Source organism: Paenibacillus sp. ICGEB2008 (assembly GCF_000307675.1).
GTDB lineage: Bacteria > Bacillota > Bacilli > Paenibacillales > Paenibacillaceae > Paenibacillus > Paenibacillus polymyxa.
Genome location: NZ_AMQU01000004.1, coordinates 1 through 15,939, shown reverse-complemented (window position 1 = coordinate 15,939; position 15,939 = coordinate 1). Strand labels below are relative to the sequence as shown.

The following is a 15,939-nucleotide window of genomic DNA, read 5'->3' as shown; positions in this document are numbered from 1 at the left end:
AAGCTATTAAACCTATTTAAGCAGATCTGATGGAATATTCAAGATTTTGAGAGAAAGTGTTAAAGAAGAGGATCGAATTACGTGTTGAACAAGGGGAACGAATCAATCCTTTTGCCGCCTGAACGCAAACCGCAAGGGAGGCGTCCGGCAAAAGGCAAACAGAAAAAATTGAGTGTGGTACTGGATTAGCTGCTGTTATTGGCTATCCAGTCCGTCTTAAAACAGTCTACGGGCTGTTACGAAACGTTTCTTCCATTTATCGTCAAACGTATCAAAATGAACGCCGCGCTCTTTGGAGAAAGTATGCAGCAATTTGTTGTTCCCTGCATAGATCGCCACATGGCCGATCTCCAGCCCACGCGCACTGAAGAACAGCAGGTCACCTTTGCGCAGTTCGTTCAGCCCCACCTCCCGGCCTTCTTTTGCCTGATCGTAAGAGACACGGGGGAGGTCGATAGAGAGCGTATGTCGGAACACTTCCCCTACAAATGAGGAACAATCAAAGGTCGCTGTCTGTCCGGTTGCTGCGCCGAATTCATAAGGGGTACCAAGGAATTTTTGCCCGTAGGCGATCAGTTCATCACCCTGCCGTTCTGCTAGAGAAGTGCTGGTGTAATCACTGTATTTTGGTTTAGCCGATATGTATCCGGTCAGGTTGTTTTTAGTGCGCACTTCCAGCCAGAGAGCATTAACCTCGCGGATGACATGAACCTTTTCACCGGTTGGAATAAGCCGCAGGGAAGGGGAAGCTTCTGATGAATCTGGTTTGCTGCGCAAGTTGACTCCAGAAAGAATCGTTGTGAAAAAGTCTTCTTTAGAGGCAATTCGGATCGTCCGGGTTAGAGCGTCCCATTTCACTGTGCTCCCGAGTGCTTCGCTCACAAAACGCAGTGGAATCATTGTGTTGCCCTTAATAATCTGTCCGGGAACGTTCAGGGACAGCGTTTTGTCATTGAGGGTGGCAGCAACTTCTCCAATACGATAGGTCAGCGTCGTGTCGTTTTTGGTTGCTGTTACGGTTTTGCTGGCTCCGTTCCAGGAAAGCACAGCTCCTTGCGCCTCAAACAACTGACGCATAGGGACGAGCGTTGTCCCGTCTAGCAGTAGCGGTTGGGCAGTAAGCTCAAGCGGGCGGTCATCCACATAAACGGTTGTTACTGGAGTTAGCGGCGCCGACTTGGCGTAAGATGGGGTTGCTTGCAGCAGTGATACGGCCAGCAGAGCCAGCCCTACTTTCTTGTTGATTGTCATGCTGTCATCACCTCGTTGTTAAGTTGTTCATCTAAGTTGTACGAGACTGCCTCCGATTAGTTGTGTACCAATTATTGGATTAACTCAAAAACCAAAATAAACAAAAATAAAACAAAGTTATATCTGTGTTTTTATATTGACATCAAAATTAAATAAAGATAGAATTACAAATGTGAAATGTTTCACTTTATAGTAGTTCTGTATTTAGCGAGGGATCAAAAGTGAATCCTTAGGAGGCAGATTTTTATGAGCGCACATGTATTTTTTGTACCATCTATCAATCTGATGGGAAAAGGCTGTTTGCATGAAGTTGGACCCTATATAAAAGAACTACATTTAAGCAAAGCACTGGTCGTGACCGATAAGTTTCTGATGAAGAGTGGAATTGCAGGCAAGGTCACATCCTTGCTGAATGATATTGGCTTGAACTATGTAGTATACGATGAGGTCAAGCCCAATCCAACCTGTAAAAACGTACATGATGGCGTTCAATTTCTACAGGACAACGGCTGCGACTTTTTAATTTCTATTGGTGGAGGATCCCCACAGGATACGGCCAAGGGAATTGGCATTATTGCTACCAACGGGGGACATATAACGGAGTATGAGGGCGTTCATCAATCTAAGCATAAATCGCTGCCCATTGTCGCCATTAATACAACGGCAGGAACATCCGCAGAAATTACAATCAATTATGTCATTACGGACGAAGAGCGCAAAGTCAAAATGGTTATGGTTGACAAGAATAGCGTAGCTACGATTTCAGTCAACGACCCTGAACTGATGGTAGACAAACCCGCCGCATTAACGGCAGCTACAGGACTAGATGCTTTGACTCATGCCATTGAAGCTTTGGTTACTCCGGGTTCCTATCCTGTTACAAATGCGACCGCGTTGGCAGCAGTAGAACTTATTTTTAACAACTTGGCCCGTACAGTGAGCGACGGTCATGATATAGAAGCACGTGAACAAATGGTTTACGCTATTTTCTTGGGAGGACTTGCATTTAATAATGCCGGGTTGGGTTACGTCCATGCTATGGCCCATCAGCTAGGCGGCGTATACGATTTGCCTCATGGGGTTTGCAATGCCATGCTGCTGCCGATTGTGGAGGAGGAGAATGCCAAGCATGTACCAGAGAAGTTTCGTGCCATCGCTAAGGTAATCGGTTTTGAAGATAAGGGGAAAACGGATAAAGAATGCGCGGACTATGTAATTCAAAGAATCAAAGACCTGTCGAAGGAAGTAGGGATTCCTGCCAAACTTTCTGAACTAGGTGTAAATGAGGTGGATTTAGATTTGCTTGCCGAAAACTCAATGAAGGATGCTTGTGCTCCGGGCAATCCGTTCATACCTAGCAAAGAACAAGTTATCGAAATGTTTAAGAAAATTCTATAAATCATACTGCTATTATTTTTGTTATATACTTTAAGGGCTGTCCCAGGAACTGATTAAGAACACCAGGGACGGCCCTTTGCATTCTCATTATAACAGACTTAAATCTTATTCATTGAAGCAGTTCATACGTGAAAATCCGATCAGACTGACTGAATACTTGATTTATATAGATATCTATGCAATAATGCTTGTATGTTAAAAAATAATGCAGCTGCACTTGTAGGAACCATTAGGGACTCGATCAATAAATTAATTGTATCTGAGCTCGAATCCTATGGAGTTGAAGGAATTGTACCTACCCATGGTGGAATACTGATGTTTCTGTATCAAACGGATGGACTTTCGATTAAGGAATTGACGCAAAAAATTGCTCGTCAGCAGCCCACAGTCACTGTTCTGATCGACAAGCTAGTAAAATTGGGGTATGTGGAAAGGAAAAAAGAAAGGGAGGATAGCCGGCTTACTCTGATCTATCTTACCGAAAAGGGAAAAGAGCTGGAGCCTATATTTGAGACGATCTCCTATAAATTAAAAGAAACCATCTATGGGGGTCTCAAAGACGAGGAACAAAAACAACTGGAATATCTGCTGGAGCATGTAAAAAACAGGTTTTAAATTTTTTTAAACAAATGTATAGATATCTATACAAATGCCAAAATAACAATAAAACATCTGGAGGTCATGAAAATGAAACATCTTATCATCTATGCTCACTCTAACGCTGAAAGCTTTAATCACGCGATACTGGAAACGGTTGTAACCACCTTGAAGGAAAAAGGTGACGAAGTCGTTGTACGCGATCTATACGCTCTTAATTTTCAACCGGTATTAAAGCCTGAGGATACTGCTGCGATGAGAGCTGGACAAACACCGGCTGATATCAAAGTAGAGCAGGAGTATATCACGCAGTCCGATACGATTACGTTTATTTCGCCCATTTGGTGGACAGGACTTCCTGCGATCTTGAAAGGTTATGTTGATCGTGTATTTGCATACGGCTTTGCCTATACGGCTGGTACAGAAGGGATTAATAAGCTGCTTACAGGTAAAAAAGGGTTTATCGTGAATACACATGGTACTCCCAACGCAATCTACGATGAAATCGGTATGACCACAGGATTGAAGCTCACATCAGATACAGGAATTTTTGATTTCGTTGGAATTGAATCGGTTGGCCACTTGCTGCTTGGAAGTATCGGCTACCTTGATGAAGACGGTTATAAAGGATTGTTGAAACAAGTACAAGACACGGTTAAAACAGTGCTGTAAAGTTAGTTCATATTCGTTCAGAAGCGTAGGACATTCTTTAAACGACAAGGTCAACCAGCATTTGAGGGTTGGCCTTTTCTTATAAATGTTAATACTTTTCTAATATAGTCCAGACAACGATCTGATCCTGCTTGTTATTATGGGGATATACAAAACTAGCCTTTGTATGATTTGTTTTGTCATAATATACTAAGGCGTTTAGGCTTTGGGCGGAGTCGTAGCTTTGATCCACGAAATGGTTACCCAATTTATTTTTTACATCATCAAGTTTCTGAAGCTTGTGACCATCGATGCTGGAAAATTCACTCTCGGACAAGGTTTGCAATTTCATAATCTCTCCACTAGAGCTATAGACAATCAAGAAATTTTCAAAATATCTGTGATCGGCATCTTTCGTGTGTTTATCGTTAAAATCCGGATTCTTTCTATAAGCAGTCAAATCAATCTCCGCAATATTCTTGCTTAGTGGAATATGGTTTATTGTCAATTCCGATAGATCCGTTGATTTTACCGACATCTCCGTCCATAGATCTTTTGTGAAATATGCCGTTAAAGCGATCAGGATAACAATACATATAATGAAGCTTTTTTTGGAGATTAGCTTAAGCATAGTTTGAAGACTCCTTACTATCACAGAGGTTAGCATGGTTTATTTTATCGCAAATATTGGAGTATACTATTTAATTGTAACGAGTCGATGAATGAGATTAAAGAATTTTTTTTGTTTTGGGCTAAGAGACCTCTGAAGGTGTAGGGGGAAAGTATAATAATTCACAAATATTTCATTGTTATTATCGTTGGCAATTCTTTATAGTACATAGTATCCATATTTAGTTTAACGTCGAGATAATGAAATTAATTTTCCTTACTTAGTGATCATCTGCATGTATTCAGAACAAGAATTACGGGAAAAATAACATAATGTGAGGGTGTACTGGGTGAGATATAAAATCATAGCAGATAGTTGCTGCGACTTAACGACAGAGCTTAAAGAAGAGATGCAAGTAACTACGATTCCATTAAACATGACATTGGGTGAAAAATGCTTCATAGATGATGACACATTGGACTTGCCTCAGTTTATGGAAGAAATGAAAGCCTGTACAACCAAGATTGGTTCCGCATCACCATCACCTATGCTGTATAAGGAAGCCTTTCAAGGCGCGCATACTTCTTTTGCCATTACATTATCCAGCAACCTGTCCAGCTCGTATTCCAGTGCATTGGTAGCAAAGGATATGGCGGAAGAAGAGGGAGCGGATGTTCATGTATTCGATTCGAAAAGCGCATCGGCTGGGCAAATCTTGTTAGCTTTAAAACTACGCAAGCTGATTGACGAAGGATATCATAAAAGCGAAATTATCTCTTCCCTAGAGAGCTTTATCAGCAAGATGAAAACCTATTTTGTTTTAGAGAATTTGGATAATTTGGTCAAGAACGGACGAATGAATAAAATTACTGGAAAGATACTCTCATTCTTGCATATCAGACCCATTTTAGGTTCAGATGGTGACGGAAACATCGCATTATTTACTCAAGCCCGTGGTCAAAATCAAATCATTGAAAAGTTGGCAGATACCATTGAAAAAAGTGGTCGAAGTACCGAAGGAGAAAGCATCGTTATTACTCATTGCAATAATCCCGGACTGGCGCAAAAGTTAATGAATACCTTGAAGAACCGCTATCAATTTAAAGATATTCATATTGTGCCCACCAGGGGAATTAGTTCAATGTATGCCAATGACAAAGGGATCATTATCGCCTTTTAAAAAGTATTCAGGGTTTATCCTCGTGCGATGGATAAACCCTTTTAGTATATTGGGGCTTTGCATGAGTCTAAGCCTATCCCAATTTTCTAATGAGAACAGAGGCGTTTATGCTGGCTTGAGTTCCTCCGGCCTGTGTTTGCAGGGTAACAGCAGCAGTAGAGCTGTGGTTACGCAGAGTAAGGACATCACCGCATGCCAGAGCGAGGATGGCTTGCCCGGTGTTCTGTTGTGTTCCCGCTCCTGAGCCGTACACGGTTCCCTCAGCCAGTACGCCATTAATAAAGATGGCGAATTGGTTAGGTTCTACACCCGACACCGAAAAGCGGACTTCATACTTTCCTGCATCGGCTACAGCAATTTGTGTAGTCCCTGGAAGGTGAGCAATCCCAGGTGTAAGTATGCCGTTCGTATCGAACATGACCTCCCCTTCAATCGAAACGAGTTGGGGCCTCACATTATAAATGTAACCGAACTGCGCTATATCACCTGTGGTTCTGGAATCCCCTTCAGCATCATGATTAATGTTCACACGTACAACTTGCTTTTTGACAATGATGTCTTTACCAAACGATTTCCGTTTCGAGCGGCTTCTTTTTTTGGGGGGCATTTCCTCAAACTTTTTTTCTAGCTTATCAAACCAGGCACGAACAAAGACATCTTTTTTACGGCCTTTTTTTTGGTTCAATTTTGGACGACCCAATACAAACACCTCCATATGGTTTGTTGTATAGTACTCCATTCATCTAGAGGAGGCATAGATATCTGTCCTGTGTTTCATAGGAAACGATCTATTTTGACTAAAAACAGGCTTCTGTACAAGGTACATTCGTCTAGTATGTAAAAAGCACCTCCAAAAGTATCCTTGGTTGTCAACTAAGGATACTTTTGGGGTGCCAGTAGTAGCTTATATCATGATGAAGCGGTTTGAAGCCGCTTTTTTCGCACATATAGGGCGTACAGGATACCGCCAAGCAGGCACAGGATACAAGCAAATACTGCCAGTAACCAAGCTGAAGCAACTGCCCCTCCACGATCCATACTGTTTCCAAGCCATAGGGGCAGCAGGGCCCCTCCGACTCCACCTGCACCGATAAGCAGGCTGGTCGTCGATTCTTCTGTACCTGGCATCATTTTGCTGGCAAAAACAAGAGCGATGGAAAAGATGCCTGACATGCCGAGTCCCAGCAGTACGATAAGGACAAAGGCACCAGCAGTGCCTTGGATCAACGGGAACACACACAGCAGCAGAGTCGCTGCCAGTGAGCTCAGAGCGACAAAGACACCGTAGCCGTATCGATCGGCAATGTAGCCTGTGAACAACCGTCCAAAGGCCATTGCCAACCAAAAGCAGGTGACGCTGAGTGCTGCTTCGGCTTGTGTGAGACCGAGTCGCTCGATGAACATGGAGGGCAGGAAATTGGCCAGACTCATCTCTGTTCCTACGTAGATAAAGAAAAAAACGATAAATAATGCAAGGAGCCTCCAATTGCCTATAGGGCTGCTTTTAGAAGCCTTTACGGTAGGTGACTCCAGTGAATTAGTGGCACGCTTATGGTAGTCACCTCGGTGTTCTTGTTCGTCCAATAGAGCGTCCATTGTGCCAAAGGACCCGCGCAGCCAGGCTATAGTGGCTACGGCTGCAAACAAGGAGATGATGGGGAATGCCAGTCGCCACCAACCTAGAGCAATGAATTGGCTGGCGATAGCCGGCATTGCTAAGGCGCCGATCCCGAAAAAGACTTCCAGACGGCTCATAGCCGCGCCCGTTCCTTGGGTAATACCCCCAATAACAATAGTACCTATGACTGCTTCTACCATGCCGAAGCCAAATCCGGCTACTGCCCCGACGGCATATAGCCAGCCCCAAGGCGGCAGTAGTGAATATAGCACTTCAGCCGCACATAGCAGGAGGAGGGCAAATATCAGGCTTCGGCGTTTGCCAAAAGTCCGGGCAAGCCACGGTGACAGTAGGACTCCAGCCAGAAAGCCGGAAAATTGAGCGAATATCAGGCTTCCGCCATCCGTATAGTTTCTACCGTAATGCTCTAGCAACACGGGCAGTAGGGAGCCTACAACCACATGGGCTAGACCAATTAAAAAATAAGACAAGCTGCCGATCCATAGCAGTCGTTTCATGATTAACTCCTTTGGTACTAATTACCTTCATGCAGTAAAGTGAATGGTATAAGTCAGATTTGAATCATTAGGATAGCTCCAGTACTTGAAAGCCATAGCCTTCAATAGAAATATCCCCTTCCAGGAATTTCCCACTGATTAGCTCTTTTCCTTTTTGGTCATCCAGATGATATTGCTGTGTCTGGGCATTATGGTTCAGAACAAATAGATAAGACTTTCCATCTTTGGACCGCATAGTGGCTTCTATGCCCGCAGGAGCACGCAGCAGGGATGAAATCCCTTTTTGCTCACAAATGTAGCCCAGCAGACCATCAAGGAAAGGTTCCTCAGGGTCGGAAGCGACGTACCACGCCTCCCCTTGACCAAAACGATTGCGTGTCAGCACTGGCTTGCCCTGATAGAAATCATCGCCGTATTCCGCCAGCACCTCGGCTCCTTCGCTATGCAGCAAGTCGCAGAGCAACCCACATTTATATTCACCTTCTAATACGCCCACTTTTTCTTTCAATATAATGCGATTGTGTGATTCAGGCAGAAGCGCATCAATTTCCTCCACCCAGATCCCGAGCAGATTACGCAGCTTACCAGGATATCCTCCGGTTGTGACCAGATCGTTTTCATTTACAATGCCGCTGAAAAAGGTCGTTAGGAAGGTGCCGCCACGCTCTGTGAATTGTTCCAGCTTCTCAGCAGTACCCGGCTTGACCATGTAGAGTACAGGCGCGATAATGAGATCATATTTTTGGAAATCTGTATCCACAGAAATCATGTCTACCTGTACGTTGCGCCGGAAGAAGGTAGCATAATACTTATGCACCTGATCTAAGTATTTCAAGGCGACAGAAGGGCCGCTTGATTTTTCCAAAGCCCACCAATTATCCCAATCAAACAAAATAGCTACTTTGGTATGAACAGTTGCGTCAAGCAGCGTGTTGTCTAAAGCACCAAGCTCGCTGCCAAGCTGTGCCACCTCGCGAAATACACGTGTGTTCTCATGCCCGGCATGCTCAATTACAGCCCCGTGGAATTTCTCACAAGCACCGATCGAGCGGCGAAGCTGGAAAAACATGACCGTATCCGCGCCATGTGCTACAGCCTGATAACTCCATAAACGCATAACACCAGGCCGTTTAAGTGAATTATACGCCTGCCAATTCTGCTGGCTCGGTGTTTGCTCCATCAGCATAAAGGGCTGCCCATCCTTCAAGCCGCGCATCAGATCATGCGCCATCGCCGTATAGCTTATCGGGGTATTAGCTCCGGGATAGCTATCCCAAGATACTATATCCATGTGCTTAGCCCATTTAAAATAATCCAGTTGCTTAAAAAATCCCATCAGATTGGTTGTTACCACGGCATCGGGAATATGTTTTTTAATCGCGTTATATTCCAGCAGGTAGCAATCCAGAATACTGTCTGAATTGAAGCGCGCATAATCGAGGGATATACCCTGGAATGTGGAGTGATTTTCTCCCCAATGTTCGCTTAGATTATTTGGAGGTACAATTTCATCCCAATCATAGAAGGTGTGACCCCAGAAGGAAGTATTCCACACCCGGTTTAGCTCTTCCAGTGATCCGTATTTTTGTTTGAGCCACACTCGGAACGCTGCGGCACAATTGTCACAATAGCAATCCCCGCCATACTCATTGGAAACATGCCACACGAGGATCGCGGGATGGTCTTTGTATCGCTCTGCAAGTCGGTCAGCCATCTGCTCGGCGTATTTCCGATAGGTTGGACTGTTCGGACAAGAGTTATGGCGTCCACCGAATTTTCGCTTACGCCCGTCAGCATCGACCCGAAGAATGTCGGGATAACGGGTAGCCATCCAAGCAGGGTGCGCTGCCGTACTAGTAGCTAGACAAACGAAGATATCGCTTTCATAAAGATTATCAATTAGCTGATCTAGCCACTCAAAATGATATGTGATTTCATCAGACTGAATTTTAGCCCATGAGAAAACGTTGAGTGTGGCGATATCAATGCCGGCCTGACTGAACATCCGTAAATCCTCCTGATGCGTGGCCTCATCCCATTGCTCAGGATTGTAATCCCCACCGTAAAATACTTTAGGAAGTTTGCTGCTTATCATGCCAATCACCTCTGTATATAAGAATAATCCTATCTTATAATACAAATTAATGCTTTTAAATATAATAAAATGAACATGTATATAACAATATGGATCTACATGAGACATAAATACCGCATACGCCGGAGGTGCTTTTTATGATTTTGACTCCCCATCATTTGCGATTTTTCCTGACTACTCGTGAGCACTCTTTACCTCTTTTTATTGAAAGTATCGGATTTAATAGCAGACAGGAGGATGTGTCCCGTCCAGAGGGCTATCCATGTTTTCACTGGATTCAGACGGTGTCTGGTGAGGGGATGTTTACATATAAAGGGGGGACCTTCCGTTTGGGCGAGCAGTCCGGGGTCCTGCTGCTGCCAGGCGAAGCCCATGCATACAGACGGGCGACCAAGGTATGGCGAACGTTATACATCACATTTGACGGACCCATCGCCGCTGCTGTATTGACTGTACTCGGATTGAAGCATACGCGAGGGTATCATTGGGATCCGGATAGCGAGCTGCACAGCTTTGGGGAAAACATGCTACACTCCATGGTTAGTGAACGTGATTTGTCTGGATTAGATGCTTCGGCCAATATGTACCGTTTTCTGACTCTGCTGCGTAAACATGGACAACATAGCTCGATGCCTTCCCTTTCTCATAATGTGGAACGTTTAACCCCTGTACTGACCTTTATGGAGCAAAATTATGCCAGCCAGATGTGGGTTTAAGGGATATGGCCGTGATGATGAATGTCAGCGCTCGTCATTTAAATACATTGTTTAAGCAAGCGTTCGGTGTGACTTCGTATGCTTATCTGATTGTAATTCGGTTGCGGAAGGCGAAGGAAATGATGACGGAGTATCCGCAATTAACGGTGAAGGAGATTTCGGAGCGCGTAGGCTTCCGAGATGTCAGTCATTTTGTGGCAACATTCCGCCGAGCGGAAGGAATTACGCCTGAAAGGTTCAAAATACTGTATACATAAGGGTATTTTATCAAAATACTCTTTCTTACTCGGGAATGCTCTTTTTAGGGAGCATTCCTTATTGTTTTTTTCTGGATGAGGGAGTATAAAATAATAGTTCATTTGTTTCATCAATCTGATGTGCAGGTGACATAATAAATATACGATTCATAGTTCTTTTGCAAAACCCTCATCCAAAGAAGGAGTCAACGAAATGCTGAGTAAAGTCAAAAGGTTATTAATCGGTCGTCCGCGAAAGTCGACGGCCCTTGAAGATGAGAAACTGAATAAGCTCAAGGCACTGGCCATTCTGTCCTCAGATGCATTGTCCTCTGTAGCTTACGGCACGGAGCAAATTCTGCTGGTTTTAATTACAGCGGGCTTCGCTGCCCTATGGTATTCCATCCCTATATCCATTGCGGTGTTGGGTTTGCTTATCATCCTGATCCTGTCGTATAGACAGACCATTTTTTCCTACCCTGGTGGTGGGGGAGCCTACATTGTCGCACAGGACAATTTGGGAAAGAGTCCAAGTCTGATTGCAGGCGGCTCTCTGCTGGTCGATTATATTCTAACGGTAGCTGTTAGCTCATCGGCAGGTACAGATGCCATTACATCGGCGTTCCCATCGTTACATGATCATCGGATCGCAATTGCTTTGGTGATGATTATCTTTTTGACTATTATGAATTTGCGCGGGGTGACGGAATCTGCCTCGGTGCTGGCGATACCGATTTACTTATTTGTTGTTGCCATTTTTGTTTTGATTATTAGTGGTATCATTCACTATCTGGCAGGAGGAGCCCATGCGGCGGCGCCGCAATTTGGAGCTACGGTATCCAACGTCAGTCTGTTTCTCTTACTGAAAGCATTCAGCTCGGGCTGTTCGGCGCTAACCGGTGTAGAAGCTGTCTCCAATGCCATTCCGAACTTCCGCAAGCCTGCTGCCAAAAATGCGGCAACTACATTGATGATGATGGGCTTGATTCTCGGCTGTATGTTTATCGGAATTAGTTTGCTGGCTTATTGGTACGGTGTTCGTCCTAATCCGCAAGAAACAGTCATTTCGCAAATTGCGAATGCCACTTTTGGGCGCGGTGTGATGTACTACATCATTCAAGGTGTGACGGCGCTTATCTTGTTTTTGGCGGCCAACACAGCCTATTCAGCCTTTCCGTTGCTCGCTTTTATGCTCGCTAAGGACAAATATATGCCGCATATGTTTATGGTTCGTGGAGATCGACTCGGTTATTCTAACGGTATCCTGTTTTTGAGTATCTTCTCGGCATTGCTGGTCATCGTTTTTGGTGGCAATACCGAAAATCTCATTCCGCTTTATGCTGTAGGGGTATTTATCCCGTTTACCCTGTCGCAGCTTGGTATGATGATTCGATGGATTCGGCTCAAACCTGCTGGCTGGGTCGTCAAGCTGGCTATTAATACGGTTGGGATGCTAACCACGCTGTCGATTACGCTCATCTTTATCTTCACTAAGTTTAGCCAGGTGTGGGTAGTCTTTATCTTCCTGCCTTTGGTACTGTATTTCTTTATGAAGATCAACAAACATTACAAAAATACGGCTGAACAACTGCGCATTGATATCACGAAGGACAAACCTATGGTCAAAGGCAATACGATTATTATTCCGGTGGCAGGCATTACACGAGTCGTTATGAATACCATCAGCTATGCCAAAACCTTGTCGGACAATGTGGTTGCTGTATATGTGGGTGTGGATGATGAAGCGATTCAAAAAATGGAACAGAAGTGGGAAGAGTGGGATGTGGGTATACGTTTAGTAGTGCTGAGATCCCGTTATCGCAGCATCATTAATCCGCTCCGCAAGTTCATCGATACAGTAGAGTGGAAAAAGGCAGACGAGGACCATATCACAGTTCTCATTCCACAATTTATCACTAAACACTGGTGGGAAAATATACTGCACAATCAGACCAGTTTGCTGATGAGAGCTTATTTAATCAATTACAAAGACGTCATCGTAACGACCGTACCTTTTCATTTAAACAAATAAAGCCATATTAATACTCATTAGTATGATAAAATCAACACTTTTTGATCGCATCTTGGTGCGGTCGGAGGGTGTTTTTTTACATAGTGGGGATATTTACTTGGGTGATACATTTTGTGTATTATGGATACAAAATGTATCATTAAGAATTGTTATGGAGGGATACGATGCCCGAAGACAAGGGGAAGATAGAACAAGATAAGTTGCAATTTGTAGATACGCTAAGGGCGCTGGCGATTATCGGAGTGTTACTTGTGCATGTCAGTCAGTATGTGGACGGATTAAACGGTTGGTTGCAAAAAGGCTTGAGCATAGGAGCCAAAGGAGTCGCTTTATTTTATATGGCTAGCGCTTTTACGCTGTTTTTATCCCTGAGCAGGCGTTCGAGTGACAAGAGAGAAGGAATGGTGGCCTACCTGTTGCGTCGTTTTTTTCGGATTGCACCCTTGTATTACATAATGTTAGGAATCTATTTAGTTGTAAATGGGACAGGTCCGCGATTTTGGCTTGGAGATCAGGAGGGAGTTACTGTCACTAATATTGCAGCCCATGCTCTGTTTTTGAATGGTCTCAATCCGTATTGGATCAACAGCATTATCGGTGTGGAATGGTCCATTGCGGTGGAATGTATGTTTTATCTATTTATCCCCCTCTTATTTAAGTTGATTCAATCGGTTCGCCATGCGACTTGGTTTGTCGTGATGGTGCTTGTGGCAAGCTTCGGGTTAAATACGGTGTTTGCTCAATATCCATTGATTAGTGATCAATCTTTATGGGGGCATTATTTGTATTTATGGTTTCCGAATCAGTTGCCTGTCTTTGGGCTGGGGATATTGTTGTTTTTCATTTGGAAAGACGAGCGTCATTGGAAAAGTGTAGACCCGCTCAGTGGGGGGCTTCTGCTTGTTACTGTGCTGTTTGCGTTTTTTGGAGGTATGACGGATTATCTCATAGGTGTTGGCTTGCTGTTAGGGGCGTATGCTTTGTATCATTGGCAGCCGAAATGGCTACTTAATCGCGTGTGGTCATGGATCGGCCGCCTCAGCTACAGCATGTATTTGACGCATATGCTGGTCCTGGGACTAATCGTACAGATTAAATTACCGTTTGCTCCCTTAGTCAGCCTCTCACTTCTGTTCATCATGACGTTGCTATTCACCGTCGGACTTTCCTGGTTTACCTACACGTGGATAGAACAGCCCGGCATCCGATTGGGGAAAAAGCTTATATCACGTATAAAATCTGTACGCGAGCAGGAAGATTCGGTCAAAGAAAGTGTTGCCTAGTTGCAACTTGAAGCAGCATCAGATAACATTTGGTTGAAGTGCTTGAATAAATCTACGAAATTATTGAAAAGACCTCTTGAAAAGTAGCTCCCAGCCCTTTATATTCGATGTACATCCAAGTTTTTGAATACACCGATGAGGTTTGTTGGAATTGTAAAGGAGATGCACGTATGCTTTTGGAGCCACTTGGCTTTTTACTTTTCTCTACACTGGAAGGAGTAGCTGTTTTTGCGCTGATTCTCAGTATCTTTAAAGTTAGAATGACTCCTTATCTATGGCAGGCTATTTTTGTGAATTTGATTATGAACCTGCAAAGCTATTTGCTCCGAGAGGAATTTTCACTCTCCTATTTAGTACCTGTCATTAATATGCTGCTTTTTATTTTTTTACTTGCTACAGTGGTGAAGATTCCGATTGTTTGGTCAGGTATTATGACAGTTACCGGTTATTTTGCATATGCCGTTATTCAGTCGGTACTCCTGAAAGCTATGTTCGGTAACCTACCGGTTGCTGAGCTGCAGAACGGATCCTTGAAGGGCTATCTGTTACAAGTGGTTAGCGCAGCGACAGGACTACTAATTTCATTTATATTGTATCGAAAAGAGATCGGCTTTTCCCCAAATTTCAAAAAGCTTAAGTTCAAAGAGGAATATGGCATTGTCATCACACTGATCATTCTGTCTCTCATTTCAACCTCTATTGTGCTTTACTATAGCGAGGTATGGTTGAGTATGATATTTTTTGCACTGGTATCGGGATTTTTTATCTACTATGCAGTCGGAAAGGAATACCGAGATGATTGAAACGATGGCTTTCAAACTTGCTAACCAGATTAAACGTACTGTGCCTGATCATCCGGCTTCCGTCCCAGTACTTAAATACGCACTTGCTCTCATTCTGAATGCGTCTATGATCATCGTGTTGACACTATTCGCCTCATTCTTCACGGGGCGGATGGTCGAAGCTGTAACGATTCTCGTCGCTTTTGCCTTGCTGCGCCAAGTATCTGGTGGTATTCACTTGAAAACGGGTATGGCATGTGTGCTGGTGACCTCTGTAGCTTTTACATACATATCTTGCATTTCCTTAAATAATGGGTTGACAAACCTGTTTACCGGAATCGCTCTCATTCTTGTTTTATGCTTTGCCCCGTCCAGAATTGAAAAGCAGTCGCGCATTCCAGTGCGATTTTATCCCCTCTTGCGATTGTTATCTTCCTTGCTTGTATGTACTAACTTTGTAATAGGTTCTTCTGTAGTGGCTGTTGCTTTTTTGGTTCAAAGCCTAACATTAATCCGGGGAAGGAGGTGAGTGGAATGATGAAAAAAGTAGTATACGGGTTAGCCACATCGTTGTCTATGTTCGCGACTTTTGCTGTATCAGTGGCAAGTTATGTGTATGTTTATCAAGGAGATACACCCGAGGAACTGCTGAAATAAGCAAAATGCAGAATAGAAAAAAATAATACATAGAGCTGCTATAAAGCAGCTTCAGGCTGTCGAGAAAGTTTCGACAGCCTATTTTTATGTTAAATTTGTTTAAGACGACACCGCGTTAATGTTATATAATATAGGCAACTATTGTATAGAAACGGACGGTGTTGGTATGCTGCGATCTCATCGAGACAAACAACAATCCTTTGAATTGGTTTCCTTGGAAGAACTGGTGCCCCAAGATCATTTGCTTCGCAAAGTGGATACCTATATCGACTTCTCCTTTATTCATGAGAAGGTAAGCCCGCTGTATTGTGCAGA

The 15,939-nt window shown here is 43.8% G+C and carries 14 protein-coding genes and 2 pseudogenes; 11 read left to right on the top strand and 5 right to left on the bottom strand.

Annotated features, from left to right (window positions below; all coding sequences use genetic code 11):
- Positions 1-216: 216 nt before the first annotated feature.
- Positions 217-1,251 (bottom strand): stalk domain-containing protein, encoded by a 1,035-nt coding sequence (locus C400_RS0101590; RefSeq protein WP_017425765.1) that lies wholly within the window; start codon positions 1,249-1,251, stop codon positions 217-219.
- A 246-nt stretch (positions 1,252-1,497) separates the two neighbouring features.
- On the opposite strand from C400_RS0101590, the gene C400_RS0101585 reads away from it, so the two are divergent.
- The 3 genes from C400_RS0101585 (at position 1,498) to C400_RS0101575 (ending at position 3,918) form a co-directional block, all read left to right on the top strand.
- The gene (locus tag C400_RS0101585) at positions 1,498-2,649 is read left to right on the top strand and encodes an iron-containing alcohol dehydrogenase (RefSeq protein WP_017425764.1); all 1,152 of its coding nucleotides are present in this window, start codon (positions 1,498-1,500) and stop codon (positions 2,647-2,649) included.
- A 192-nt stretch (positions 2,650-2,841) separates the two neighbouring features.
- Complete coding sequence (locus C400_RS0101580; RefSeq protein ID WP_016819252.1) at positions 2,842-3,264, top strand: MarR family winged helix-turn-helix transcriptional regulator; 423 nt, start codon at positions 2,842-2,844, stop codon at positions 3,262-3,264.
- 72 nt (positions 3,265-3,336) lie between these two features.
- Positions 3,337-3,918: an NAD(P)H-dependent oxidoreductase gene (locus C400_RS0101575; RefSeq protein WP_017425763.1), complete on the top strand. Its 582-nt coding sequence runs from the start codon at positions 3,337-3,339 to the stop codon at positions 3,916-3,918.
- 88 nt (positions 3,919-4,006) lie between these two features.
- Here the strand turns inward: C400_RS0101575 and C400_RS0101570 are convergent, their stop codons facing one another.
- Positions 4,007-4,528 carry a hypothetical protein gene (locus C400_RS0101570; RefSeq protein ID WP_016819254.1) on the bottom strand — a complete coding sequence of 174 codons (522 nt, stop codon included), beginning with the start codon at positions 4,526-4,528 and terminating at the stop codon, positions 4,007-4,009.
- Between the two features lie 328 nt (positions 4,529-4,856).
- On the opposite strand from C400_RS0101570, the gene C400_RS0101565 reads away from it, so the two are divergent.
- Positions 4,857-5,687, top strand: a complete 831-nt coding sequence (locus C400_RS0101565; protein WP_019686966.1) for a DegV family protein — start codon at positions 4,857-4,859, stop codon at positions 5,685-5,687.
- Positions 5,688-5,760: 73 nt separating this feature from the next.
- Here C400_RS0101565 and C400_RS0101560 read toward each other — a convergent pair whose 3' ends face one another.
- The 3 genes from C400_RS0101560 to C400_RS0101550 all read right to left on the bottom strand — a co-directional run bounded on the left by C400_RS0101560 (position 5,761) and on the right by C400_RS0101550 (position 9,918).
- Positions 5,761-6,387: a BclA C-terminal domain-containing protein gene (locus tag C400_RS0101560; protein ID WP_017425761.1), complete on the bottom strand. Its 627-nt coding sequence runs from the start codon at positions 6,385-6,387 to the stop codon at positions 5,761-5,763.
- A gap of 209 nt (positions 6,388-6,596) precedes the next feature.
- Entirely contained in the window at positions 6,597-7,823 is a 1,227-nt protein-coding gene (locus C400_RS0101555; RefSeq protein WP_016819257.1) for an MFS transporter, read from the bottom strand.
- A 67-nt stretch (positions 7,824-7,890) separates the two neighbouring features.
- The gene (locus tag C400_RS0101550) at positions 7,891-9,918 is read right to left on the bottom strand and encodes a beta-galactosidase (protein ID WP_017425760.1); all 2,028 of its coding nucleotides are present in this window, start codon (positions 9,916-9,918) and stop codon (positions 7,891-7,893) included.
- Between the two features lie 137 nt (positions 9,919-10,055).
- Between C400_RS0101550 and C400_RS0101545 the strand changes: the two are divergent.
- The 7 genes and pseudogenes from C400_RS0101545 to C400_RS26520 form a co-directional block, all read left to right on the top strand.
- A pseudogene (locus tag C400_RS0101545) lies at positions 10,056-10,891 on the top strand (helix-turn-helix domain-containing protein).
- Positions 10,892-11,084: 193 nt separating this feature from the next.
- A complete protein-coding gene (locus C400_RS0101540) occupies positions 11,085-12,902 on the top strand; it encodes an APC family permease (RefSeq protein ID WP_013370622.1) in 1,818 nt (605 codons plus the stop codon).
- A 164-nt stretch (positions 12,903-13,066) separates the two neighbouring features.
- The gene (locus tag C400_RS0101535) at positions 13,067-14,185 is read left to right on the top strand and encodes an acyltransferase family protein (RefSeq protein WP_017425759.1); all 1,119 of its coding nucleotides are present in this window, start codon (positions 13,067-13,069) and stop codon (positions 14,183-14,185) included.
- A 170-nt stretch (positions 14,186-14,355) separates the two neighbouring features.
- Complete coding sequence (locus C400_RS0101530; protein ID WP_016819261.1) at positions 14,356-14,988, top strand: hypothetical protein; 633 nt, start codon at positions 14,356-14,358, stop codon at positions 14,986-14,988.
- Positions 14,981-15,496, top strand: a complete 516-nt coding sequence (locus C400_RS0101525) for an accessory gene regulator ArgB-like protein (protein WP_016819262.1) — start codon at positions 14,981-14,983, stop codon at positions 15,494-15,496. The genes C400_RS0101530 and C400_RS0101525 overlap by 8 nt, the downstream gene beginning before the upstream one ends.
- 5 nt (positions 15,497-15,501) lie before the next feature.
- Entirely contained in the window at positions 15,502-15,624 is a 123-nt protein-coding gene (locus tag C400_RS26525) for a cyclic lactone autoinducer peptide (protein WP_013370626.1), read from the top strand.
- 166 nt (positions 15,625-15,790) lie between these two features.
- Positions 15,791-15,939: pseudogene (locus tag C400_RS26520) on the top strand (IS5/IS1182 family transposase); the annotation flags it as partial.

Excerpts from the sequence above, each read along its gene's own strand:
- C400_RS0101590 (WP_017425765.1), bottom strand. The coding sequence starts at position 1,251 with ATGACAATCAACAAGAAAGTAGGGCTGGCTCTGCTGGCCGTATCACTG.
- C400_RS0101585 (WP_017425764.1), top strand. The coding sequence starts at position 1,498 with ATGAGCGCACATGTATTTTTTGTACCATCTATCAATCTGATGGGAAAA.
- C400_RS0101580 (WP_016819252.1), top strand. The coding sequence starts at position 2,842 with ATGTTAAAAAATAATGCAGCTGCACTTGTAGGAACCATTAGGGACTCG.
- C400_RS0101575 (WP_017425763.1), top strand. The coding sequence starts at position 3,337 with ATGAAACATCTTATCATCTATGCTCACTCTAACGCTGAAAGCTTTAAT.
- C400_RS0101570 (WP_016819254.1), bottom strand. The coding sequence starts at position 4,528 with ATGCTTAAGCTAATCTCCAAAAAAAGCTTCATTATATGTATTGTTATC.
- C400_RS0101555 (WP_016819257.1), bottom strand. The coding sequence starts at position 7,823 with ATGAAACGACTGCTATGGATCGGCAGCTTGTCTTATTTTTTAATTGGT.
- C400_RS0101550 (WP_017425760.1), bottom strand. The coding sequence starts at position 9,918 with ATGATAAGCAGCAAACTTCCTAAAGTATTTTACGGTGGGGATTACAAT.
- C400_RS0101540 (WP_013370622.1), top strand. The coding sequence starts at position 11,085 with ATGCTGAGTAAAGTCAAAAGGTTATTAATCGGTCGTCCGCGAAAGTCG.
- C400_RS0101535 (WP_017425759.1), top strand. The coding sequence starts at position 13,067 with ATGCCCGAAGACAAGGGGAAGATAGAACAAGATAAGTTGCAATTTGTA.
- C400_RS0101530 (WP_016819261.1), top strand. The coding sequence starts at position 14,356 with ATGCTTTTGGAGCCACTTGGCTTTTTACTTTTCTCTACACTGGAAGGA.
- C400_RS0101525 (WP_016819262.1), top strand. The coding sequence starts at position 14,981 with ATGATTGAAACGATGGCTTTCAAACTTGCTAACCAGATTAAACGTACT.
- C400_RS26525 (WP_013370626.1), top strand. The coding sequence starts at position 15,502 with ATGATGAAAAAAGTAGTATACGGGTTAGCCACATCGTTGTCTATGTTC.